The organism is Micromonospora sp. NPDC049580 (assembly GCF_040675595.1).
Classification (GTDB): Bacteria; Actinomycetota; Actinomycetes; order Mycobacteriales; family Micromonosporaceae; genus Micromonospora.
Genome location: NZ_JBFAPG010000041.1, coordinates 1 through 23188 on the forward strand (window position 1 = coordinate 1; position 23188 = coordinate 23188).

A 23188-nucleotide genomic window follows, 5' to 3' on the forward strand; every position below is an offset into this window, starting at 1 on the left:
ATCCTCACGGATCGACCGGGCGTTTCTGCATTTCACGAGCGGTGGCGGAGGGATTTGAACCCTCGGAGGGCGTTAACCCTCACACGCTTTCGAGGCGTGCTCCTTAGGCCGCTCGGACACGCCACCGCCGACGAGGGTACAGGACCGCCGGTTCGGACGCCGAACCGGTATCGCTCGGGCCGGCCTGGCAGGATCTTTGCCATGAGTACGCACATCGGCGCGAAGCCGGGCGAGATCGCCGAGCGGGTCCTGATGCCGGGTGACCCCCTGCGGGCCAAGTGGATCGCGGAGACCTACCTCGAGGGCGCCACCTGCTACTCGACGGTTCGCGGCATGCTGGGCTTCACCGGCCGCTGGAACGGCGTCGAGGTCTCGGTCCAAGGCTCCGGCATGGGCATGCCGTCCGCCTCCATCTACGCCCACGAACTGATCAACGAGTACGGCGTGAAGACGCTGATCCGAGTCGGTTCCTGCGGCGCCCTCAGCACCGACCTGCAACTGCGCGACGTGGTCGCGGCGATCGGGTCGTCCACCGACTCGAACATGAACCGGATGCGCTTCGACGGGCTGATCGACTACGCCCCGGTGGCCGACTTCGGGCTGCTGCGTACCTCGGTCGAGGTGGCCGAGCGGCGCGGCATCAGCATGCACGTCGGACCGATCCTGGCGGCGGACGCCTTCTACACCGACCGGCCGGACCTCTACGACACGCTCGCCGACTACGGCGTGCTGGCGGTGGAGATGGAGTCAGCGGCGCTCTACACGATCGCCGCCCGGTTCAAGGCCCGCGCGCTGACCGTGCTGACCGTCAGCGACCACATCAAGACCGGAGAGAAGACCACCTCGGAGGAGCGCGAGCAGACCTTCAGCCAGATGGTCGAGATCGCGCTCGACACGATCATCGCCTGATCCGTCCCGGCGGGGCGGTGTCACTGCCGAGAGCCGTATGACTCAGAGTCATAAATATTCCGGTGAGTCATACCGCTCATTGGCGCGCGGCCTCCCCCGGCCGCGCGACGTCCAGCCGGCGGCCGAAACAGCGGACGGGGGCGCGGCAGTCTCAGCGGAAGAAGGCGCGCAGGACGGCGGCGGTCTCGGTCTCCAACACGCCGCCGTAGACCTCGGGGCGGTGGTTGAGCCGGCGGTCGCGCAGGACGTCCCACAGGGAGCCGGCGGCGCCGGTCTTGGGCTCCCAGGCGCCGAAGACGACGGTGGAGATCCGGGCCAGCACCAGCGCGCCCGCGCACATGGTGCACGGCTCCAGGGTGACCACCAGGGTGCAGCCGTCCAGTCGCCACCGACCGACGCGCTCGGCGCCCCGGCGCAGGGCCAGCACCTCGGCGTGGGCGGTGGGGTCGCCGGTCAACTCCCGCTCGTTGCGCCCGATCGTCAGCTCGGTGCCGTCCGGACCGTAGAGCACAGCGCCCACCGGCACGTCGTCCACGTCGGCCGGGCCCGCGTCGTCGACCGTCGGGCCGGTGACGGCGACCTCCAGGGCCCGGCGCATCCACAGCTCGTGCCGCTGCCGCCGGCCGAGGTCACCCGGGTCGGCCAGCTCCTCGTGCGCGCCCGGCCCGGCTCGACCCACCGCGCCGGGCGTCGGCTGCCCCGGCCGGATCGCCTCCAACAGCGGATCGGTGGCGTCGGCAGGCTCCGCGCCACCCGCCGGAACGATCCCACCGCGTGCTGCCGACCCGGCGGGGTCAGACCTCACGCAACTCCTCGACCTCGTCGGCGCATCCGAGCACCTCACAGATCTCGGCGGTGACGTCCGCCGGCAGCATCCCCTCGGTGCCGCAGAGCGTCAGCAGCTTCTGCGCCGAGATGCCCAGGTTGGCCAGCAGGTCGGCGTCGCCCACCGGGTCGGCCTCCGGATCGACGGCGGGCTGCTCGCTCTCGTCGTCGCCGCCGGCGGCCAGGCGGGGCTCGTCGTCGCCGTCCAGCCCGGTCACGGACGTCTTCAGGTCACCGACCAGCAGCTGACCCAGCCGGGACTCCTCGGCGAACGCCGAGTCCGAGCCGAACACCCGCAGATCCTCGCCCTCATCGAGACGCAGAATCACCAGGTACGCATCGTCGGCCTCGACGAACAGCAGCGACACGTCCGCTTCCTGGTCGACGTCGCGCAGCCGGTCGGCGACCTCATCGATGTCGGTGGCGCCCCGCAGGCTGACCTCGGCGGCGGTCCAGCCACTGTCGTCACGCACCACGGCCGCAGCGAAGTACGACACGGTTCCCCCAAAAGCCCTCGGCACAGCGCCGACTCGTCAAGGGTGCACGTTAGCCGGTCGGGTCGGCAGGCGACCGGTCAACGCCCCGAGACGCCAGCCAAACCTGACAAAGTCGGATCAGCCGGCTACCCGACGGCGGGTGGCGATGAGCTGGCGCAGACGCTCGGTGCGCTGTCGCTGCGGCCGGCTGCGCTGGCGTACCGCCCGAGCGCCCGCCAACTCGGCGAGCAACTGGAGGCGGCGGCGGTTGCGATCCGGGTCCTGCCGCGGGGTGGTCCAGGCCATAGTGCCGAGCGTGCCGAGTATCGACAGCCACGTCAAGACGGCGTTCGCTACGCAGCCAACCGGGCACGCGGCGCAGTCGTCCGCCCCCGGATCCGGGCCGGTCCGAACACGCTCACCACAGCGGCCAGTCACCGCTGGTCGCCCAGCGGACCGCCACCACGGCGGCAGCGATGCTCCAACCACCGGCGGTGACGATGGCCACCCCGGTGGCCACGCCGCGATCGCCGTAGCGGACCAGCACCAGAGCCGTCAGCCAGGCCAGCAGGCCGGCCACCACAGTCCACCACGCGTACCTGGCGACGTCGGTGCCCAGCAGCCCGAACAGCAGCAGCCAGGCAGCCGCCGCGCCGCCGCCGGCGGCGACACCGCCGCCGGTCACCGGGTGCGGTTCGCGGTAGGTGGGTCTGGTCGGCGGCCCGGCCGGAAAGAGCCCCGACGGGGTACGCGACGCCGGGCGGGCGGGACCGGGATCCGGGACGGGGTCGGGTCGGGCGATGGTCATCGACTGCCCTCCCCTCACGCGCGTCGCTCGTGCCCACGGTACCGGTCTGTCAGGATGACCGAATGCCCTCGCCGACGATCGGTCGCCGCGTGCGTCCGGCGTACCCGATCCTGCTGCTGCTCGCCCCGGTGCTGGCCGCCGGCTGCGCGACCACCCGGCCGGGGGTGCCGCCGGATGGCGCCGCGGCGTCGCCGTCGGCGGTCTGGGCGACCGGTGAGCAGCCGGCGGCGCCGGCGGCCACGCCGACGACCCGCCCGGCCAGCCCGACGCCGTCGTCGGCCAGGCCGTCGCCGACCGCACCCCGCGCCGGGCTCCGGCACGTCTTTCCGGTACGCGCCGACAACGTGGACTACCACACGACGCACGGGGCGTACCCGGCGACGGACGTGTTCGCCGACTGCGGTGAGCCGTTCGTGGCGGTGACCGACGGCAAGGTCCTGGAGGTGAGTCGTGTCGACCGGTACTCCAAGAGTGGGCCGCAGGGCCCGGACAACGGCGGCCTGTCGGTGTCGCTGCTCGGCGACGACGGGGTGCGCTACTACGGCTCGCACCTGAGCGTGGTCGGCGCCGGCATCGAGGCGGGGGTTCGGGTCCGTGCCGGGCAGCAGCTCGGCAAGGTGGGCCGCACCGGCAACGCGAACAACGTCTGTCACGTGCACTTCGGCATCTCGCCGCCGTGCACCGGCAAGGACGGGTGGTGGATCCGGCGCGGTGTGCTCTGGCCGGCGCGCTATCTGGACTCGTGGCGGCGCGGCGGCAACCGGGAACCCGCCGCCGAGGTGACCGCGTGGCAGCGCGAACACGGCTGCCCGAAGGCTCCCTGACGCGGCTCGTACGCACTAGGTTCGGTGGGATGAGCGCCCGGGACCCCATAGCCGACCTGCGCCGGATCGCGTTCCTGCTGGAGCGGGCGAACGAGGCCACCTACCGGGTGCGGGCGTTCCGTTCGGCGGCGAAGGCGCTGGCCGGTCTCCCGGCGACCGAGGTGGCCGAGCGGGCCGGCAAGGGCACGCTCACCGAGTTGGCGGGCGTGGGAGACGTGACGGCCCGCTGCGTGGCGGAGTCCCTGGCCGGCGAGGAACCGGTCTATCTGCGCCGGCTGGTGGCGACCGAGGGCAGCGACCTGGACGCCGAGGCCACGGCGCTGCGCGCCGCCCTGCGCGGCGACTGCCACACCCACTCGGACTGGTCCGACGGCGGCTCCCCGATTGAGGAGATGGCGCTGGCCGCGGTGGAGCTGGGCCACGAGTACCTGGTGCTGACCGACCACTCGCCCCGACTAACGGTGGCGCGGGGGCTGACCGCCGAGCGGCTGCGCCGGCAGCTCGACCACGTGGCGCAGGTCAACGCGGCGCTGCCCGAGGGCTTCCGGATCCTGACCGGGATCGAGGTGGACATCCTCGCCGACGGCTCGCTCGATCAGGACGACGAGCTGTTGGCCCGGCTGGACGTGGTGGTCGGCTCGGTGCACAGCGGCCTCAAGGACGAGCGGGCGAAGATGACCCGGCGGATGCTGGCGGCGGTCGCCAACCCGCACCTGGACATTCTCGGTCACGTCACCGGGCGGATGGTGTCGTCCCGGCCGGCGGGGGTGACCGGCCCGGGTGATCGGGGGCACCGGGCGCGGACCAGGAGCGAGAGCGACTTCGACGCGGACGCGGTCTTCGCCGCCTGCGCGGAGCACGACACCGCCGTTGAGATCAACTCTCGGCCGGAGCGGCAGGACCCGCCGAAGCGGCTGATCCGCCGTGCCCTGGAGGCGGGCTGCCGCTTCGCGATCAACACGGACGCGCACGCGCCCGGTCAGCTCGACTGGCAGCGGTTCGGCTGCGAGCGGGCGGCCCGCTGCGGCGTCCCGGCCGACCGGGTGGTCAACACCTGGTCGGCCGAGCAACTGGTGGAGTGGACACACGACCGGGCCTGACCAGCGGCCCGGTCGGGGTCACCTGCGGGCGGGTTCGGCGGCGGGCGCGGCGGGCGTGCCGACGCCGACGCCGACCACCGGGCGGGGCTTGCGACGGCCGAACAGGCCCTGCGCGACCGCGACCCCCAGCAGCACGATGAGCGCGCCGACCGGCTGGTGCCAGTTGAGCCGCTCGTCGAGCACCACGGCGCCGATCAGCACCGCGAAGATCGGAATCAGGTACGTGACGGTGGAGGCGGTGCTCGCACCGGCCACCCGGATGTTGCGCATGTTGATGACGAAGGCGAGCCCGGTGCCGAGCGCACCGAGGGTCAGCACACTGGCCACCACCTTCGGCGACAGCTCGGTGGGCAGCGGCGGCGCACCCGCGACGAACGGGGTGACGACGGCGAGCTGGACGGCGGCGAGCAGCAACTGCGCCGTGGACAGCGAGAGGCCGGAGTGCGCGCTGCCCGCGACGAACCGCTTCTGGTACGGGATGGCGACGCCGTAGCAGGCGGCCGCGCCGAAGCACATCAACTGCCCGACGAAGTGCGCCCCGCCGATGCCCTCCCAGACCCCGAGCACCACGAGCACGCCGAGGAAGCCCAGCCCGAGGCCGATCGCGCGGCGCACGGTCAACCGCTCGGTGCGGAACACCAGCACCGCGAGCGGCAGCACGATCAGCGGCGTCGTCGCGTTCCAGATGCCGGCGAGCATCGACTCGACCCGCTGCTCACCGTAACCGAAGAGGGTGAACGGCACGGCCACGCCGAACGCGGCGACGACGAAGAGGTGCGCCCACACGCGGGGCTCGCGCGGCAGTCGGTCGCGCAGCACCGCGAGGACGACAAGCAGGGTCAGCGCGCCGGCGACGACGCGGTAGAGGGTCAGCTGGACGGGGTGCAGCTCGGCCACGCCGACCTTGATGAACAGGAAGCTGGAACCCCAGATGGCGGCGAGGGCGAAGAAGCCCGGCAGCCAGGCACGCAACGGCGCCTTGTCAGGAGCGATGTCGGTGGTCACTCCTGACAGTCTGCCGGACGGGTACGACAAAGTCCCGCGGCTTTCCGCCCTCTGGATCTGGCACCTGAACACGACAAACGTCGTCGACATCCAGGCGGGGTGGTCACGTAGTGTCGCACTGTGGGACGAATTGATGAACTCGCCAACCGCTACGTGGCCGAGTGGGCGCCGTTGAGCCCCACCGGCGCGACCTACGTCGGCATCGCCGGCCATGACGACCAGCTCGACGACCTCTCCCCCGACGGTTACCAGGCCAAGGCCGACCTCACCCGCCGCACACTCGCCGAGCTTGAGGTGACCGAGCCGGACACCGAGGCGGAACGCACCGCCAAGGAGGCCATGCAGGAACGGCTCGGCCTCGACCTGGCCCGCTACGAGGCCGGCGAGACGACGAGCGAGATCAGCGTGATCGAGAGCGGGCTGCACGAGGTCCGCATGGTGTTCGACCTGATGCCGACCGCGACGGCCGACGACCAGGCCAACATCGCCGCCCGGCTCAACGGCCTGGCCGGCGCGCTGGAGGGTTACAAGACCACGCTGCGCGAGGCGCTCGCCGACGGGCGGGTCAGCTCGAAGGTGCAGCTCGTCGAGGTGGCCAAGCAGTGCGACACCTGGACCGACCCGACCGGGGACAACTTCTTCCACGGCCTGGTCGAACGACTGGGCGCGGACGGCACGCTCGGCGCCGAGCTGCGCCGGGGCGCAGCGGCGGCCACCGCGGCGACCGCCGAGTTCGGCCAGTTCCTGCGGGCCGAGCTGGCCCCGCACGGTCGGGACAAGCAGGCCGCCGGCCGGGAGCGCTACGAACTCGCCTCGCAGTACTTCCTCGGCGCGAAGGTCGACCTGGACGAGACGTACGCCTGGGGCTTCGCGGAGCTGGCCCGCCTGGAGGCGGAGATGCGGGTCGTCGCCGGGCGCATCGCCGGCTCGGGCGCGACGGTCGACGAGGCGGTGGCCACGCTGGACGCCGACCCGGCCCGGACCATCCAGGGCAAGGAGGCGTTCCGCGACTGGATGCAGGCGCTCGCCGACAAGGCCATCGCCGAGCTGCACGGCACCCACTTCGACATTCCGGAGCAGGTCCGCCGGATCGAGTGCTGCCTCGCGCCGACCAGCGACGGCGCCATCTACTACACCGGCCCGAGCGAGGACTTCTCCCGGCCGGGTCGGATGTGGTGGGCGGTGCCGCAGGGCATCACCGACTTCTCCACCTGGCGGGAGGTGACGACGGTCTACCACGAGGGCGTGCCCGGTCACCACCTTCAGGTGGCGCAGACCGCCGTCCGGGCCGACCTGCTCAACCGCTGGCAGCGGCTGCTCTGCTGGGTCTCCGGGCACGGCGAGGGTTGGGCGCTCTACTCGGAGCGGCTGATGGACGAGCTGGGTTACCTGGAGGACCCGGGCGACAAGCTGGGCATGCTCGACGGCCAGGCGATGCGCGCCGCCCGGGTGATCGTCGACATCGGCATGCACCTGGAGTTGGAGATCCCGAAGGACAACCCGTTCGGCTTCCACCCGGGCGAGCGGTGGACGCCCGAGCTGGGCTGGGAGTTCATGCGGGCGCACTGCCGGGTGCCGGACGAGAACCTGCGCTTCGAGCTGAACCGCTACCTGGGCTGGCCGGGGCAGGCGCCGTCGTACAAGGTGGGTGAGCGGATCTGGTTGCAGGCCCGCGAGGACGCCAAGGCCCGCAAGGGCGCCGACTTCGACCTGCGGGAGTTCCACCGGCAGGCGTTGGACCTGGGCGCGCTGGGTCTCGACCCGCTGCGTAAGGCGCTGGCACGGCTCTGAGCCCGTCGACGACTCCGGGTGCCGGCGGGCCGACCGCCGGCACCCGTCGCGTCCGCGCCCGGTCCGGTCCGGTCGACCACCCACCACTCAGGCGAGGGTGAGGGCCAGCGCTGGCCTCGCCGTCAGGGTGTTGCTGGTGACGTACGCCAGGTCGATGACGGGGTCGGTGAACGTGATCGGGATGGGTGAGGTGACCGGGAGGCCGTTCGGCAGCGGCAGGTCCGGAGTCAGCGTGATCTTGATGCCGAGCAGGCGGCCGACGAACCGGGTGGCGTAGAAGGCCACGTCTCCGCTGACGGTCAGCCGGTCGGTCGCGTACCGCTGGCTGCGCCCCTGCGGGCCGTCGGCCTGCAGCAGGAAGTCCTCGGTCACGGCCTCCCGCATGCTGAACTTCAGGACCTTGAGGTGCCCCTTCTCGGTGTCCAGTTCGGTGACGCCTTCGAACCGCAGCTCGGTCATCCGGACCGAGGACCCGGTGAGCTTGGACGGTGTCTGCGCCACCCTGGGCAGGGTCGGGTCGTCGGCGATGCGCGGCAGCGGCTTGCCCGGCTCCACGCTGCCGGGTTTCGCCGAACCCGGCGTCGTCGCGCCCGGTCGGCCCGGCCGGCCTGGGGCCGGGCAGGCCGTGGACCCGGGACGGGCCGTCGGTGTGGCGGTCGGCTTGGCCGAGGGCGTGGCGGTCGGGCTTGTCGACGGTGTCGCGGCGTCGCGGCGGTGGCCGCCGGTGAGCAGGTCACCGATCCCGTTCAGGATGTCGGTGACGACGTTGCCATCCCGGTGCGGGCTCGCGCTCGGTGCCGGTGTGGCGGTCGGCGCGCTCGGAGTGGGCGATGGAGTCGCCGGCCGGGTGGGGCAGACGCTCGCGACGGGGAGGGTCGGGGCGGCCTGCACCGGCCGAGGCTGGGCGGCCAGGCCGGCGGTGGCGAGGCCGAGCACCACCAGGGCGACACCGAAGGTACGCGGATCAACGGCACGGCCGGACGCGCCCGCGTCGGGGTCCGCCACAGAGCCGGTCCGGCCGTCGGTCGCGTCGGCCGGGGCGATCCCGGCCGGTGCGGAGTCGGCGCCCCGCTCGGGTCGGTGCTCGTCCGGGTGCTGCGGCGCCTCACCCGTGCCCGCCGGCTCGACGACAGCCGGGTCAGCGACGGTCGGGTCGCTGGCAGACCGCTCGGTGGCGGTCGGCTCGGTAGCGGCCGGGTCAGGGGCGGCGGACGCCGGTCGGGTCGGCGTCCAGGCGAAGGCGAGCGCGCTGCCGACGATGCCGAGCAGCAGGCCGACGAAGAAGCCGCCGAGGTTGAGCCCGATGAGCGCGTAGACCGCCGTGACCGCCGCGACGATCGAGTAGAACAGCCGCTGCGCCGGAGTGAACCAGAGCAGCAGGCCACAGGTCACCAGGATGACCGGGATCAGCAGCGAGAGCAGCCCGGTGGCTCCGCTGTGGAAGCTCAGGCCGTTGATGGTCATCCGGGTGGAGGCGAACATCTCCACCCCGGCCAGGATGGTGAAAAGGCCGCCCCAGAACGGCCGGCTCCGTCGCCAGCGGCGGAACCTCCGCCACGCCTGGGCCGCGTTGCTCGGCCGGACATGGGACGGGTTGGCGGTTGTCACGTACTCCTCCTGGCGGAGCGGGGACGGGGATGGGCGGGCCCGCGGCGGTGAGTCGCCGCGGGCCAGACTCAGCTCAGAAGCACTCCTTGCCCTTGGCGTCGTCGCCCACGTTGACCTTGAGCCGCAGGCCGACCAGGTTGAACGTTGCCGCGGTCGTGTACCGGGACACCTGCTGCAGGTTGGTGATGGTGACGTGGTCGGCGTTCTGGCCGAACGAACCCTCCTGCGCCGTCGGGTTCAGGTCGGTGGCATCCCGACCAATCTGGATCTTGGTGAACGTCGCGTTGCCGTCGAGCGAGTCCATCGCGATCAGCAGGTCCTCGGCGTGGGCGGGCTGCTTGCCCTCGCCCGCGTTGATGGTGAGCACCACGTCCGTACCGGGCAGGTCGGCGCGGACGGACTGGCAGAGGTTGTACAGGTCGGCGCTCCTGATCTCGGAGAGCGCGATGGGATGCACCTGCCCGTCCTTGCCGTCCTTGCTCTTCTCCTTGACGATGCCGCCGTACTGCTTGAAGCCGTCGCCCTCCAGGCGGTCGGCACCGATCTTGAACGTCTGCCCGGAGACCGTGATGTCGGACGCGATCGCGCCGGTCGACATGCCGAAGAGGATGGCGCCGGCAGCCGCCGTGGCGGGCACCATCATGGCGGCGAAGCGCCGCCACCGGGTACGACCCTGATTGTCTAACCGATTCTGCACGGGTTCCTCCTCGGGTGGATGTGCGCGGCGGCCGTTCGCGGCGGCGGCCCACGCCGGGCCCGTCATCTATTACCGGCGGGTAACGATCGAGCCTGATCGTGCACCCGTTGCGGCGCGGCTCACAACCCCCTGATTACCGGGCGGTAACACACTGCCGCCCACGCGGTGTCGCGCCGTCACGAAATGTGGAGACCATCGACCACAGAGGAGTTTCAAAAGGGCATAAACCAGGTGATCATTCCCGGCAGAGCGACGGAGAGTGACAGCCGCATAGACCGATTACAATCTGGTAACAGATGTAAAGTGCGCAGGTCGCGGGACATGACGAAGGGGTGGACCGCAGTGCGGCCCACCCCTTCGTCATACGTCCGGTCGTACGCGCGTCAGCGCTGCTCCACCCCGCCCGGCGTCGAGCGCTGGGACGGGACCGTCGGATCCTCGGACTTCCAGTTCGTCGTTGCCGGCGGGATCTCGTCGGTCAGCGGACCGCCCTCCCGCTCGCGCTCGTCGTCCCGCACCGCCGGCTGGTCGACCCGGGTCGGCGTCGGGTCACCCGTGGGCATCGGGTCGGCCCGGTGACGCGCATCGGTCGCCGGCGCGGTCCCGCCCCGGCGGGCCACCAGCAGACCGACGACGATCAGCACCAGACCCAGCACCGCCACGCCGATCGGGGCGTAGACGCCGAGGATGGTGAGCTGGCCACGGCTCTCGTTGGCCCGCTTCACCGACGCCTCGATGGTGGCGTCGTTGTAGGTGAAGTCGGCCTTGAGCAGCGAGATCGGGGTGCCGACATCCGGCACCAGGGCCTTACTCTGCACCTCACGCACCTTGACGTACGACCCGGTGACCGGGTCGACCCAGAGCGTCCGGGTGTTGCTGTAGGTCATCCTGCCCTGGGTCGCACCGGGGGCGAGGGCACCCAGCAGCAGGGCCATCCGGTCGGAGGCCAGGTTCAGCTGCTGGTCGGTGATCACCTGCTCGAACCGGTACGCCTCGAGCCCGTTGACGTCCTCCGTGCCCTTGAACTCGGCCGGCAGCGCCTTCCGCAGATCGCGGTCGAAGACGTCGTAGCTCCGCTTCTCGGTGTTGAACGGGAACTTGTAGACCTGGCCGGCGAACGTCACCTTCTCCCGGGTGCCGGTGTCGTCGAGGTACTGACCGTCCCAGTTCACCGCCGCGCCGGAGACCCGGTCCAGCGCCAGCGTGGCGCCGTACGCGTTCACCAGCTCTTTGGTGTCCGTCCGGTCGACGGTCTGACCGACCGTCCAGACCACCGTGTCGCCCTTGAGGTCGCCACTGAGCTTGGCGGTCTGCTCGCGGTTCGGTGTGACCAGGACGGTGGACTTGAGATCGCCCTGGTGGATCGCGATGGCGCCGTTGGCGATCTGAAGGAAAGTGGCACCCTTCGCCTCGGCGACGGACGTCGACGCCTCCAGATCGTAGGGCAGCTTGGTCATCGCGGGCTTGACGACGAACACCAATCCGGCGGCCAACGCCAGGAGCAGTACGCCGCCACCGAACAGCACGGCACCTATGGCGCGGTGCTTCATGTTTCCTCCCTGGAGGAGCTAATTTCGCCGCTATCGATCAGTGATGTGGCCGCGAGGTTACTACCTGGTCACATTGCAACGCGACCCCCGGTCAGCTCTGTTTTTCCGCCGCGCCGCCCGGTTCCTGACCGGTTCGCCGCAGGACGAGCACGAAGTTCCAGGACACGACCTCGCGTACGCCGGGCACTCGGACCACCCAGCGGGCCCACCACGGGTGGTAACGCGGCAGCGCGTCCAGCACCTCGACGTCACCGCTGCCGCGCGCCCAGCGCAGGGCGTCCGAGATGGTGACCGGAAAGAGTGTCTCGCGGTAGCGGTTCTTCGGCGGCCGGCCCATCCTCCGCTGGTAACGCTGGCGGGCCCGGTCGCCGCCGAGGTAGTGCCAGGGTGCCGTCTCGTGCCCGCCCCACGGCGACAGCCACGGGGTGAACGACACGAAGAGCACACCACCCGGCCGGGTCACCCGGGCCATCTCGTCAAGCATCCGGCTCGGCGCGGAGACATGTTCCAGCACGTTCGAGGAGAACGTCACGTCCACACTGGCGGACCGGACCGGCAGGGCGGTGCCGCTGCCCCGCAGCATGCCGGCGACCGAGTCCCCGGCGGCGGAGAAGTCGCCGACGTCCGGGTCGAGGCCCACGTACCGGGCACCGGCGGCGCGGAAGGCGGAGGCGAAATACCCCGGCCCGCCTCCGACGTCCAGCACGGTCCGCCCGGCGAGCGCGGTGTAGCCCGCCACCTGACGTACCGAATCCCCGGCCAGCAGACCGTAGAAGTGGTCCGGGTCGGTCTGCTCGACCAGGAACGCCCGAAACAGCGTCACCGAGCGGCCCAGTGTGGCGAACCGCCGGTACGCCCCCCGGTCAGCCACCCCGTCTGCTGTGGTCATCGCGCCATCGTCCCGTCCTCGTCCTGGTCCCTGGTCCGTGGTTCCGGCCGCGCCGGGCCCACAGTCGTCCGCTGCGGGGGCGGGTCCGTCGCCGGCTCGTCCCCGCCCGCCGCCGTTCGCGCGGCCGGTGTGCCGGGTGCCGGGATCACCGCCGCGGTGACCGCACCGATCGCGACAAGCATCGCCGCCTGCACCCACGGGCCGTACGCCCACTCCTGCCCGTGGCCCTGCAACCGGCCCGCCACCGCGGTCACCGTGGCGACCGCCAGGCCGCCGAGCACCACCACCGGCAACGCCCGGATGGCGAGCTGCCGCAGCAGCATCGCGGCCAGCACGATCGCCACCGGCAGCACCCCGCCCAGGGCGGCGAGCAGCACGACCAGCAGGACGCCGATCGCCCACGCCGGGCCTTCGGCCGGAATCGTTCGGTCCACCCCGGCGCGGCGGCGGACCGGCCACGCGGCCAGCAGGAACACCACGAGCGCGGAGAACGCACCCGCCGCCAGAGCGCCCCGGTACGTCCGGTCCGGCGCGAAGACCAGCCGGACGTCGGCGGCGTCGCCGGCGGGTAGCACCCACGCCTGTTGCCAGCCGTCCACCCGGGTCGTGGCCAGCTTCTGACCAGCGAGGGTGGCCGTCCAGCCGGCGTTGGCGTTCTCCGGCACCACCAGCAGCGCCGCGCCACCGGCGGCCACGCGGACCCGCCGGTCGGTCGGGTCCCAGTCGAGCACTGTCACCTCGCGGTGCCGGGCCGCCGGCACCGCCGCCTCCGGACGCAGGGTGGCGTCCTGCACCACGAAACCGGCCGACGGTACGGTCGCCAGCTGGTGGCCTCCCGCCGGGAGGTCCACCACCGCTCCCGTGGTGCCACAGATCGTGACCGGCGCCGGCCGGCCGGCCAGCACGTCGGCGAGGGTGGAGGCCACCGAGGTCTCGTAGCGGTAGCCGTCCAGTTCGATGGCCGGTCCGGTGCCGCATTTCTCGGTGATCCGGGTGCCGCCGGACAGCGGGCGGAGCAGGTCGTCCAGCGCCGGGATCTCCACCTCGGCGATGCCGGCGGTGGCGGTCCAGCCGTTACCGCGCCGGTCGGCGACCCGCGCGGCGGTTTCCCGGACCACGATCTCGATCCGGTCCGTCCGGACAGCCGGGAAGCGGACCGTCCCGTCCGCGGCGACCGGCAGCACCCGGCTGCGGCCCGGGGTCCGCACCTCGACCTGGGTGGGCAGCGAGCCGACCGGCAGCTCCGCGGGCCGTAGCCGCACCTCGGCGAGGCGTCGTTGCCCGGGCCACCGCAACCGCAGCGTGGGGCGGAGGTCGCCGGTGTCGGCCAGCCAGGCCGTCCCCGGGTCGCCGTCGACGGCCGCGTAGCCGGCGACGGCCGGGTCGCCGGTCAGGTACGAGGAGACGGTGGCCACCACCGGTACGCCGGTCAGGGTGAGCTGACCGGCCGGTCGGGGCACGGCGGTGAGCGCCAATCGGTAGTTGCCCGCTGTGGTGCTGCGGAACACCCGGTCGACGCCGAGCGGTTCCTCGCCGGCACGCGCAAGGAAGCGGTCGCACCGCACCACCGAGCCGGCCGGTCGGAGTCCGGTGTCGCCCGCCGACCCGGCGCCCGCCGCGTCCCAACCGGTGCCGGGAGCGGCTGCCGGGAAACAGGCGGACCGGTCGGCCGGGCCTCGACTGAACGACCAGGCGACCGGCCCGTGGAAGCCCTTGGGCAGGTCGTTCGGCGCCTGGAGGGCGCGGCGGGCGGTGGTGCCGGGAATGGTGAGTTCCCGGATGCCGACCCCGCCGTCGCGTCGTTCCCCGGCGACGCCCAAAACCGTGACCCGTACGCGGCTGGTGGATCCGGGCAGCGTGTAGTACGAGTGCCCACCCAGCGTGTCGGCCACCTCGTGGTCCACCGAGCCCCGGTCGGTGGTGATCCGGAACCGGGTCACCGGCCAGCCCACCCCGAGGTCGTCGACGAACGCCAACGACACGGTGTCCACCGCGCGCGGGGTGTCCAGGTCCACCTGGAGCCACTGGCCGACCGGCCCGGCCAGCGGCGCGGAGTGCCACGCGGTGGCGTACTCGCCGTCCACGGCGGCGAACGGCAGGTGCGACGGGTCGGCGGGGGCGAGGTTGTCCACGAAGCTGGTCGCGGTGCTCGCGCTGACCTCCCGCACCCCCTGGTAGGTGGCGACGGTCTGGTGCCGCTTGCCGGGGAACGGCAGCAGGTCAAGGGCCACCCGACCCTGCCGGCCGGCTTCCGTGGCGGTCAGCGTCTGGCTGACGTTGTCCCGCACCCGGCCGATGTCACGCTCCCGGCGGCGCAGCCCGTCGGTGACGATCCACCGCTCGTCCCCCACCTCGACGCGGTCCCCGGCCAGCACCACCGGCCGGTCTCGTTCCACCAGCCCCTGTTCCAGCAGGGGCAGCAGGGACTCCGGACCGCCGCTGACCGTCGGCACATCGTCGGTGAGCACCGCCGAGGCGGCCGGTACCGGGCGCTGCACCTCGTACACCTCGATGGCCGGCACCGGCCCGGCGTCGTCGTCCACCGGGCTGCCCGGCGTGCGACCGGCAGCGGTCGTGCTCCCGAAGGTCGCCACCCGTGCGAGGCCCGGCGAGTCGGTCAGCGCACGGCGCAGCACCGCGACCGGCGGAGCGTCCACCTGGCTCCGGTCGATGTCGTTGCGCAGCAGCACGTGCCGGAAGCCGGCACGGGCCAGGAAGTCGGCCAGCCCGGCCGACCCCCGACCACCGGCCAGGACGGTCTCGACCGTGTCCATCACCCGCGTGTTGCCGGCCGAGCCGAGCGGGATCTGGTTCCGCACCGCCCAGGGTGCTCCGGCCAGCGCCTGGAGCGGCTCGTCGACAGTGCGCCCCCACTCGTACTGGCCGAAGCCGGACCCGGGCACCATCAACGTCCGGGCCAGCGCGTCCCGGTCGGCCAGCCAGGTGGCCGCGGACCGCCAGTGCGGCGGCAGGTCCGACCAGCCCGGCCCGGGTCGCAGCTGCCCCAGCCAGGCCGGCGCGGCGGCGCCCAGGACCAGCAGCAGCACCGGTACGAGCGCCAACGGTCGCAGCCGGATGCCGGGCCGGCGTCGGGCGGCGGCGTTGTGCAGCCGGGTGACCACCGCGTCCACGCCGTGCGCGAAGCCGAGCATCAGCGGCAGGCGCAGCACCGGGTCGAGTTTGTGCACGTTGCGGAACGGGGCCAGCGGGCCGTCCAGCAACTCCCGGACCGGCCCCGAGAGCGGGCTGTCCAGGCTGCCGACGTAGCCCATGGTGAGCAGGGTCAGCCCGGCCAGGAAGCCGAGCACCAGGAAACGCCGTTCCGGCAGGAGGTTGCCGGCCAACCCGGCCAGCCCGATCAACGCGACCAGCGCGGTCAGCGCCATCAGCACGGGGTGGTCGATCAGCAGCCAGCCCGCCGGCCACCACGGATCCCCCTGGACGATGTACGCCACCCACTGGTTGGTGCCCCGGACGGCCTGGAAGAGCGAGGCCACCCCGGTGGTCGTGGTGGACGACTCGATGTAGTCCAGGAACGGCAGGCTGTACTCGCCGAGCAGCAGCAGCGGCACGATCCACCACAGGCACACCGCGACGACACCGAGGCACCACCAGCCGACCAGGCGCAGGTGGGCCCGGTCCCAGCGACGGGTCAGCAGCCAGATCCCGGGCAGCAGCAGGGCCAGCACGACCACTGCCGCGTTGATCCCACCCATGCCGAGCACGGCCAGCGCGGAGAGCGCCGCGGCCCGACGTGGCGAGCCGATCCGGCGGGCCTGCACGAGCGGCAGCAGCACCCACGGCAGCAGCGCCGCGGCCAGCGTCTCCGAGGACAGGGCGCCGATCTCGGTGAGCATCCGGGGTGCGAGCGCGTAGCCGAGCGCGGCCGCGTACCGGGTCGGTTCGGTGCCGATGTTCAACGCCCGGGCCAGCCGGAGCAGCCCGTAGAACGCCACCGCCAGCAGGAGCGCGGTCCAGGCCCGCTGCGTGATCCACGCTGGCACACCCAGCAGCTGCCCGCCGGCGAAGAACGGCCCCATCGGAAAGAGGTAGCCGTACGCCTGGTTCTGCAGCTCGCCGGAGGTCGCCTCCGGGTTCCACAGGTGCAGCGCGCGGTTCAGGAAGTGGATCGGGTTCGCGGCCAGGTCGAGCTTGGTGTCGAAGGTGACCTGGCCGGGCCGCTGCCCGAAGGCGATCGCGACGAGCAGCAGCAGCGACAGCGGGGTCCAGGGCGCCCCGCGTACCAGCCGGCGGACGTGCGGTCGGCTCATCGGCGGCAGTCCGGCGGCAGGCAGCTCAGGTCGGCGAGCGCGGAGAAGAAGATCTGCCGGATGCCGCTGGGCTGCTCGGTACGGAACACCCGGCCGCCGGTGACCTTGACGATCGCGTTCAGCTCGTCCGGGTCGACGTCCCGACCCAGCCCGATGAAGATGATCGGTAACGGCCGGCGGGGGTCCTGCAACCGGGTCAGCTCGGCCAGGAACTTCGCCCGGCCGATGCTGTCCTCGTCCTCGTTCCGCCCGTCGGTCATGACCAGCACCAGGTTGATCCGGCCGGGCGTCCAGTGCTGCCGGGCGTCCTGATACGCGGCCAACGTCGCGTCGTACAGCCCGGTGCCCCCGCCGGTCTTGACCCGGACGGCGGCCAACCGGTCGGCGAGCCGGGCACGCTGGGCGCGCAGCGGGGCGACGGGCAGGATCTCCCGGTAGTCCCGGTCCCCGTCCACCTTCGTGGAGAAGACCCAGATACCCAGCTCGCTGTTGTCCAACAGCAGACCGGCTCCCTCGCGGGCGGCCTTCACGGTCGCCGCGAGCCGGGTCTCGCCGGTGCCGGGCACCGGGGCTGCCATCGAGCCGGAGACGTCGATGACGGTGAGGATTCGCGCGCTGCGCTGCACGCCGCTCCAGCCGTTCAGCACCTCGGTGACCGTCTCCTCGGCGGGCAACGGCACCGGTCGGCGCTCCTCGGCCCGCAGTCGACCGTCGTCGGGAATTGCCGGAGGGAAGCCGGACGCCGTCCGGAAGCCGAACCCGAGCAGCGTGTCCCGGGACTCGACAGTGAGCAGGTTGGTCAGGAAGCCCGCGGCCGCATCCCGGACGTGACCAAGCGCGGCGGGCAGCACCACGTACGGCAGGTCCAGCGACGGCACGCCGATCTCCGGGTACGCGGCGACCAACCTGTTCGAGCCGGCCAGCGCGTTGTGGTCGAGCACGGCCTGCTCGCTGGCCGCGACCGCCTGGGCCCTGTTGGCCAGCCCGCCCCCAGGCGCCAGGACGCCCCCGCCCTCGCCGGCGGAGAACGTCTCGCCCGCGAGCCGGCGCAGCACGGCCGCCATCGCGGCAGCCGGTTGCCGCTCACCGGCGACCAGCGCGCGTACCCCGAGCAGCGCGGCGACCCCGGACGGGTCGGCGGCCGGGTCCGGCACTCCCACCGGAGTCGGACGGGCCTTCGGTCCGATCAGCGACGCCCAGGTCACCGGCTTCGCCGGCCACCCCAGCCGGCGCGCGGTCGGCTCGGTCACCGCGAGCACCACCGGGGTGCTCGCCACCGAGGTGCCCTCGCCAGGCACCTCGAAGGCCCCGCCAGCCCGGGCCCGGCGCAGCCAGAACGTGGATTCCGGCAGCCAGGCGTCGGCGACGTCCACCGCGTTGGCCAGGTCCCCGGCCACGGTGGCGGACTCCCGGGCCTGCACGTCGATCGACACGCACGGCTGCCGACCGACGCTTGCCCGCACGATCCGGTCGAGGGCCGGAGCGATCACCGGCGCGGCGGCCACCCGCAGCCGAACCCGCTCGGCGCACTCCGGCACGCCCCGGTCCGCTCGCACGTAGGCCACGGCGGCCCAGCCGGTCAACAGCAGCACCAGGGCTGCGCTGAGCAGCACCACCGGGGAGCGACGGAAGAGGGAGCGCACCGGCGCGAGTCCGTCGCGCAGCACCGCCGGCCACCTCCTCGTCACGTACCGGCGCGTCCGTGCGCAGGTCGGAATCCATCGCGGCGGTCGGGCGGCGCCACCTGGACGCCGGCCGCCGCACGCGGTTGCGTTGCACACCCTGCCAAGGTTTTCCGTCGCCGGCAAACCCCGATCGACGAGCGGTTATCCGAGTTTCGCTGCCGGTGCGACCCATTGCGCCCACCGGCCGGGCAGCCCTAGGGTGGCGCGATCGTGCTCACTTACTCATCGGTAGGAGCAGCGTGGACCCCTCCGTCGCCCCCACACGCCACGTCCTGTTCCTCAACTGGCGCGACACCACCAACCCGGAAGGTGGTGGCTCCGAGGTCTACCTCGAGCGGATCGCCGCCGAACTGGTCGCCATGGGCCACCGGGTGACCCTGCTCTGCGCCGCGCACGGCAACGCCGGTCCGGCGGAGACCACCGCCGAGGGCGTCCGCGTGCTGCGCCGCGGTTCCCGGCACACCGTGTACGCCCGCGCCGCGCTTACCTGTCTCGCCGGCCGGTTCGGCTTCGGCCCGCTCGGCCGGCGCGGCCTGGGCCGGCCCGACCTGGTGATCGACGTCTGCAATGGGGTGCCGTTCTTCGCGCCGCTGTACGCCGGCCGCCCGGTGATCGCGCTGGTGCACCACGTGCACCGGGAGCAGTGGCCGGTCGTCTTCGGCCCGTGGATGGCCCGGCTGGGCTGGTGGATCGAGTCGTGGTTGGCCGTCCGGCTCTACCGCCGCTGCCGGTACGTCACCGTCTCGGAGGCCAGCCGGGCGGAGCTGGCCGCACTGGGGGTGGCCGCCGAGCGGATCGACGTGGTGCCCAACGGCACGCCCCCGGTGACCGGCCCACCGTTGCCGCGCACCCCACACCCGTCGCTGCTGGTGCTCGGCCGTCTGGTCCCGCACAAGCGGGTGGAGATCGCATTGCGCGCCGTCGCCGAACTGATCGGCGAGCTGCCCGACCTGGAGCTGGTGGTGGCGGGCCAGGGTTGGTGGGAGCAGCCGCTGCGGGAGCTGTGTGACTCGCTCGGCATCGCCGACCGCGTCCGGTTCACCGGCTTCATCAGCGAGGAGGAGAAGCACGCCGTACTCTCCTCGGCCTGGGTGGCGCTCACCCCGTCGATCAAGGAGGGGTGGGGGCTCACCATCGTCGAGGCCGCCGCGCGCAGCACCCCGACGGTGGCCTTCCGCTACGCCGGCGGGGTCGCCGAGGCGATGGTCGACACCGAAACCGGCCTGCTCGTCGACGACGAAGCCGAGTTCACCGACCAGGTGCGCGAACTGCTGGCCGACGACGTGCGGCGCAAGGCGATGGGGGAGGCGGCGCTGCACCACGCGTCCCGCTTCACCTGGACGGCGACCGGGGCCCGCTTCGCCCAACTGGTGACCCAAGCGACCGGCCGGGCCGACTGACTCCGAGCACCACGAAAAGGGCACCCGCGACCAGCGGGCGCCCTTTCGTCGTCTGACTTAGCGCGTGCCGTACAGCGGAGGCTCTGCGCCCTGCTCACCATTGACGTTCGTGGTGGCAGCCTCCTTGGCGGACGGGCTGAGCACATTCGCCAGACCGACGCTACCGAGCAGGCCGAGCACGACCCCGAGCACCCCGACGGCAACGAATGCGGGCAGGTTCCTCATCCACCTTCTCCTTCCGCGGGACTCGCGTGCCGGGACGCTACCACGCGGTAGCGTGCGCGCGCAGTGCCCGAAAAACCGATGGCCAGCACCACCGTTCCGGCCAGCAGATGGGCGAGCCCGACCGGTCCGGGCCGGGTTGGCGCGGGCGGTGGAGACCAGCGCGGGTTCTCGTACAGGGTCAGCTCTGGCCCATCGTGGACGATCCGCAGCCCGACCAGGGACGTCGGCGGCGGCGCCGGCCCCGCCGCCCGCTGCACCAGCACCCAGCGCGGGCCGGCCGCCGACACCGGCGTCCCGGCGGCGAGGAGTTCCCGCACCCGCGCGGCGCGCGGATCCTCGCCGGCCACCGCCAGCCCACCAACGCGCAGCGTGTCGTCGATCAGTACCGGCACGCCGAGGTACCGGGGCGCCGGGTCGATCACCACTTGGCCGCGGTTCCACCCGTAGCGCTGGTACTCCTGGAGCGGCAGGGAGATCACCTCACCGGGCCGCTGCTCGACCAGCCGCGCCACCGCGGTCCAGTCCGCCGGCCAGGCCACCGGTCGGAGCCGACCCGCAGCGCCGAACGCCAGGTCGGGCAGGAGCGCCACCGGCAGCAGCGCGGCACCGACCAGCAGCACCCGACCGGTGGCCGGGTCGAACCGGGCGGCGAGCCGGTCGGCGAGGCGTTCCGCGCCGAGCGCCCCGGCCACCGCCAGGGCCAACGCGTACGGGATGAGCAGCTTCTGACCGTCCCGGATCAGACCCGCGCCGGGCAGCGTCGCGACCAGCCAGCCGAGCAGATCCGCGCCGCCGGGCAGCGCACCGAGCGCCGCCACCAGCCACGAACCTGCCGCGAGCAGGCCGAGGCGGCCGGCCACCGGAGCGGGCCAGCGCCGGAACAGCAGCGGTACGCCGTACCCGGCGACGGCCAGCACCAGCACGGTGACCAGGGGCACCAGCAGCGCACCCCGGGAGGCTGGCGTGGTCTGCCCGTTCCAGATGCCACCGGTGCCGGCGAGCGCCACCAGCGGCCCCGCCCAGTTCTCCGCCCGGGCCGCGAACGCCAGCACACCGGCCGGGTCCGACCTGCCGCTGCCGGTACTCACGAAACCGGCCACCAGCCACGGCGCGTTGAGCAGCACCGTCGCGCCCAGCGCGGTCGAAACCGCCCGGGCCGCTCCCGGATACCGTCCGGGCAGCAGCACCGCGATCGCCACCAGCGCGATCACTCCGCCACTCGGGGTGATCGCCGATGCCGCCGCGGCGAGCAGCAGCCGCGGCAGCGCGCCGGGCCGGCCGGTCCGTACCCCGATCGCCGCCCGGACCAGCCACGGCAGCGCGGCGTACGCGACCAGCAGTCCCCACTGGCCGACGAGCAGCCGCTCGGCCAGGTACGGCGTCCAGGCGTACCCGAGGGCGGCCACCACCCGGACCGCGACCCGGTCGGTCGGCACCAGCCGGGCCGCGCCGAGCGCCGCGAGGTAGATGATCGCCACCAGCACCAACCGTTGCAGCAACCAGCCCGGCACGAGCTGGTTGGCCAGCGCCACCACGGCGTCCTGCGGGACGGCCCGGGGCAGCGCCGAGGCCGGGGCGATCACCTCCCAGCTCAACGCCTGCCGGGGCACGAAGACCATGTCGTAGCGGAGCACGTAACCGGGGAGCAGCAGCGGCGTCAGGACCACCGCCGTGACGGCGGCGGCGACGCCGTGCGGCACCATCCGTTCGCGCATCCTGACGACCCCACCCCGATCCGGCCCGACCACCCGTCGCGCTGGTGGCGGCCACTGTACGCGGACCACCCGGCGGCCCCCGAACCATCCGTTGACCTGATGGGGCGGCCCGTCATCCGTGTGGCAGTCTTCCCGCCATGGCATTGACCGGATCCGAGGTGGGCGCGGCGCGTGGCGAAACCGGCGGGGCCGGTGGACGGGTACGCACCGATCCGATCCGGCCCCTCGCCGTCACGATGATCGTGGTCAGCGTGCTGTGGCGGGCCCAGATCGCCTCCCGCGGTTACCTGGCGGCCGACGACTACGTGCTGGTCACGCAGTCCAGCGAATCGGCCCTCACCCCGGGCTTCCTGCTCACCCTCTACAACAACCACTTCATGCCGGGCGGCCGACTGCTCACCTGGCTGGTGACCGACGCCTTCGGGCTCACCTACTGGCCGTACGTGCTGTTGATGGCGGCCGGTCAGGCGGTGCTCTCCGTCGCGTTCTACCGGCTGCTGCGCGACCTGCTGCGACCGAGCAGGCTGCTGCTCGTCCCGCTCGGGATGTTCCTGTTCAGCCCGCTGACGCTGGAGGCGACTTCGTGGTGGGCGGTCGGGGCGAACATGCTGCCGATGCAGTTGAGCATGGTGCTCGCCGTCGGCGCCCAGCTCAGGTACGTCCGCACCCGCCGCAAGCGGCACCTGCTGTCGCTGGCTCTCGCCGTACTGCTGGGTCTGCTCTTCTTCGAGAAGGCACTGCTGGTCGTACCGCTGGTCTTCCTCTTCACCGTCTGCTTCCTCACCGACGGCGGGCCGGTCCGCTCGGTGCTGACGACGCTGCGTCGCTGGTGGCCGTCCTGGCTGGTGCTGACCGCGCTGGTCGGCGCGTTCGCCGCGGTCTACCTGCAGCGCGCCGAGTCGTCCGTGCGCCGGCCGGAGTCGGTGGGTGAGGTGCTGTCCTTCTTCACCCAACTGTTCGGTTCCACGCTCGTGCCGGGTCTGCTGGGCGGGCCCTGGGGCTGGCTCGGCGCGGGGGACGGGTCGCCGGTGGTCGCGCCGCCCGACCTCGGCCGCTGGATCTCCTGGGCGGTCTTCGCCGCGCTGATCGTACTGACGGTGAAGCGGGACCGCAGGGCCACCCGCGCCTGGGTCCTGCTCGGCGGCTACCTGATCATCGCCACGACGCTGCTGGCGGCCACCCGGCTCGGCTCCGTGTTCAGCGGCGTCGCCGGCGGGGTGCCCCGCTACGTCAGCGACGCCGTGGTGGTCGCCGCCATCTGTGTCGGTGTCGCTCTCGTCGGGGTTGCCCGACCGACGCCGACCGACGGCGAACCGACCGACGGCGAGGCGTCCCCGCCCGCCGGGCCTCCCGCACCGTCCGCTGACCCCGATCCGGTCTCGATGATCGCCAGCCCGGCGGTGGCGTGCG

General features: G+C 72.7%; 18 protein-coding genes, 1 tRNA gene and 1 pseudogene. 6 read left to right on the top strand and 14 right to left on the bottom strand.

All coding sequences use genetic code 11. The features are described from left to right. Positions 1–39: 39 nt before the first annotated feature. Positions 40–126 (bottom strand) — tRNA-Ser (locus AB0J68_RS06090). A 75-nt stretch (positions 127–201) separates the two neighbouring features. Between AB0J68_RS06090 and deoD the strand changes: the two genes are divergently transcribed. After that, positions 202–909: a purine-nucleoside phosphorylase gene (gene deoD, locus AB0J68_RS06095; RefSeq protein ID WP_030328147.1), complete on the top strand. Its 708-nt coding sequence runs from the start codon at positions 202–204 to the stop codon at positions 907–909. Between the two features lie 151 nt (positions 910–1060). Here deoD and AB0J68_RS06100 read toward each other — a convergent pair whose 3' ends face one another. From AB0J68_RS06100 to AB0J68_RS06115, 4 genes are all read right to left on the bottom strand, one after another. Further along, positions 1061–1507: a nucleoside deaminase gene (locus AB0J68_RS06100; RefSeq protein WP_355065025.1), complete on the bottom strand. Its 447-nt coding sequence runs from the start codon at positions 1505–1507 to the stop codon at positions 1061–1063. Positions 1508–1703: 196 nt separating this feature from the next. After that, positions 1704–2231 (bottom strand): tRNA adenosine deaminase-associated protein, encoded by a 528-nt coding sequence (locus tag AB0J68_RS06105; protein ID WP_355064830.1) that lies wholly within the window; start codon positions 2229–2231, stop codon positions 1704–1706. Positions 2232–2348: 117 nt separating this feature from the next. Beyond that, the gene (locus tag AB0J68_RS06110; protein ID WP_167626078.1) at positions 2349–2516 is read right to left on the bottom strand and encodes a hypothetical protein; all 168 of its coding nucleotides are present in this window, start codon (positions 2514–2516) and stop codon (positions 2349–2351) included. 112 nt (positions 2517–2628) lie between these two features. Next, positions 2629–3018 (bottom strand): hypothetical protein, encoded by a 390-nt coding sequence (locus tag AB0J68_RS06115; RefSeq protein WP_354859353.1) that lies wholly within the window; start codon positions 3016–3018, stop codon positions 2629–2631. Between the two features lie 62 nt (positions 3019–3080). Between AB0J68_RS06115 and AB0J68_RS06120 the strand changes: the two genes are divergently transcribed. Next, a complete protein-coding gene (locus AB0J68_RS06120) occupies positions 3081–3842 on the top strand; it encodes a M23 family metallopeptidase (RefSeq protein WP_355135882.1) in 762 nt (253 codons plus the stop codon). 29 nt (positions 3843–3871) lie between these two features. Then, positions 3872–4942: a PHP domain-containing protein gene (locus tag AB0J68_RS06125; RefSeq protein ID WP_354859347.1), complete on the top strand. Its 1071-nt coding sequence runs from the start codon at positions 3872–3874 to the stop codon at positions 4940–4942. Positions 4943–4960: 18 nt separating this feature from the next. Here AB0J68_RS06125 and AB0J68_RS06130 read toward each other — a convergent pair whose 3' ends face one another. Continuing rightward, complete coding sequence (locus AB0J68_RS06130; protein ID WP_354859345.1) at positions 4961–5947, bottom strand: DMT family transporter; 987 nt, start codon at positions 5945–5947, stop codon at positions 4961–4963. 120 nt (positions 5948–6067) lie between these two features. Between AB0J68_RS06130 and AB0J68_RS06135 the strand changes: the two genes are divergently transcribed. Next, the gene (locus AB0J68_RS06135; protein WP_363936519.1) at positions 6068–7738 is read left to right on the top strand and encodes a DUF885 domain-containing protein; all 1671 of its coding nucleotides are present in this window, start codon (positions 6068–6070) and stop codon (positions 7736–7738) included. An 87-nt stretch (positions 7739–7825) separates the two neighbouring features. On the opposite strand, the gene AB0J68_RS06140 is transcribed toward AB0J68_RS06135, so the two are convergent. The 6 genes from AB0J68_RS06140 to AB0J68_RS06165 form a co-directional block, all read right to left on the bottom strand. Further along, positions 7826–9346 (bottom strand): DUF6114 domain-containing protein, encoded by a 1521-nt coding sequence (locus AB0J68_RS06140; protein WP_363936522.1) that lies wholly within the window; start codon positions 9344–9346, stop codon positions 7826–7828. A 73-nt stretch (positions 9347–9419) separates the two neighbouring features. Beyond that, positions 9420–10043 carry a DUF6230 family protein gene (locus AB0J68_RS06145; RefSeq protein ID WP_363936524.1) on the bottom strand — a complete coding sequence of 208 codons (624 nt, stop codon included), beginning with the start codon at positions 10041–10043 and terminating at the stop codon, positions 9420–9422. 383 nt (positions 10044–10426) lie between these two features. After that, on the bottom strand, positions 10427–11593 hold the full coding sequence (locus tag AB0J68_RS06150) for a DUF3068 domain-containing protein (RefSeq protein WP_363936527.1): 1167 nt from the start codon (positions 11591–11593) through the stop codon (positions 10427–10429). Between the two features lie 91 nt (positions 11594–11684). Continuing rightward, entirely contained in the window at positions 11685–12482 is a 798-nt protein-coding gene (locus tag AB0J68_RS06155; RefSeq protein WP_363936529.1) for a class I SAM-dependent methyltransferase, read from the bottom strand. Beyond that, complete coding sequence (locus AB0J68_RS06160) at positions 12479–16753, bottom strand: alpha-(1->3)-arabinofuranosyltransferase (RefSeq protein ID WP_363936531.1); 4275 nt, start codon at positions 16751–16753, stop codon at positions 12479–12481. The genes AB0J68_RS06155 and AB0J68_RS06160 overlap by 4 nt, the downstream gene beginning before the upstream one ends. Beyond that, entirely contained in the window at positions 16750–18420 is a 1671-nt protein-coding gene (locus tag AB0J68_RS06165) for a VWA domain-containing protein (RefSeq protein WP_363936533.1), read from the bottom strand. Before AB0J68_RS06165 ends, AB0J68_RS06160 begins: the two co-directional genes overlap by 4 nt. A gap of 257 nt (positions 18421–18677) precedes the next feature. Here AB0J68_RS06165 and AB0J68_RS06170 point away from each other — a divergent pair, with 257 nt between their 5' ends. Beyond that, the gene (locus AB0J68_RS06170) at positions 18678–19838 is read left to right on the top strand and encodes a glycosyltransferase family 4 protein (RefSeq protein WP_354859328.1); all 1161 of its coding nucleotides are present in this window, start codon (positions 18678–18680) and stop codon (positions 19836–19838) included. A 57-nt stretch (positions 19839–19895) separates the two neighbouring features. Here AB0J68_RS06170 and AB0J68_RS06175 read toward each other — a convergent pair whose 3' ends face one another. After that, positions 19896–20063, bottom strand: coding sequence for a hypothetical protein (locus AB0J68_RS06175; RefSeq protein ID WP_158609830.1), 168 nt, complete (start codon positions 20061–20063; stop codon positions 19896–19898). Continuing rightward, positions 20060–21778, bottom strand: a complete 1719-nt coding sequence (locus AB0J68_RS06180) for a hypothetical protein (protein ID WP_363936536.1) — start codon at positions 21776–21778, stop codon at positions 20060–20062. Before AB0J68_RS06180 ends, AB0J68_RS06175 begins: the two co-directional genes overlap by 4 nt. Before the next feature lie 137 nt (positions 21779–21915). Between AB0J68_RS06180 and AB0J68_RS06185 the strand changes: the two are divergent. Beyond that, positions 21916–23188, top strand: a pseudogene (locus AB0J68_RS06185) (hypothetical protein); the annotation flags it as partial.

Excerpts from the sequence above, each read along its gene's own strand:
- deoD (WP_030328147.1), top strand. The coding sequence starts at position 202 with ATGAGTACGCACATCGGCGCGAAGCCGGGCGAGATCGCCGAGCGGGTC.
- AB0J68_RS06100 (WP_355065025.1), bottom strand. The coding sequence starts at position 1,507 with ATGCGCCGGGCCCTGGAGGTCGCCGTCACCGGCCCGACGGTCGACGAC.
- AB0J68_RS06110 (WP_167626078.1), bottom strand. The coding sequence starts at position 2,516 with ATGGCCTGGACCACCCCGCGGCAGGACCCGGATCGCAACCGCCGCCGC.
- AB0J68_RS06115 (WP_354859353.1), bottom strand. The coding sequence starts at position 3,018 with ATGACCATCGCCCGACCCGACCCCGTCCCGGATCCCGGTCCCGCCCGC.
- AB0J68_RS06120 (WP_355135882.1), top strand. The coding sequence starts at position 3,081 with ATGCCCTCGCCGACGATCGGTCGCCGCGTGCGTCCGGCGTACCCGATC.
- AB0J68_RS06125 (WP_354859347.1), top strand. The coding sequence starts at position 3,872 with ATGAGCGCCCGGGACCCCATAGCCGACCTGCGCCGGATCGCGTTCCTG.
- AB0J68_RS06150 (WP_363936527.1), bottom strand. The coding sequence starts at position 11,593 with ATGAAGCACCGCGCCATAGGTGCCGTGCTGTTCGGTGGCGGCGTACTG.
- AB0J68_RS06155 (WP_363936529.1), bottom strand. The coding sequence starts at position 12,482 with ATGACCACAGCAGACGGGGTGGCTGACCGGGGGGCGTACCGGCGGTTC.
- AB0J68_RS06160 (WP_363936531.1), bottom strand. The coding sequence starts at position 16,753 with ATGAGCCGACCGCACGTCCGCCGGCTGGTACGCGGGGCGCCCTGGACC.
- AB0J68_RS06175 (WP_158609830.1), bottom strand. The coding sequence starts at position 20,063 with ATGAGGAACCTGCCCGCATTCGTTGCCGTCGGGGTGCTCGGGGTCGTG.
- AB0J68_RS06180 (WP_363936536.1), bottom strand. The coding sequence starts at position 21,778 with ATGCGCGAACGGATGGTGCCGCACGGCGTCGCCGCCGCCGTCACGGCG.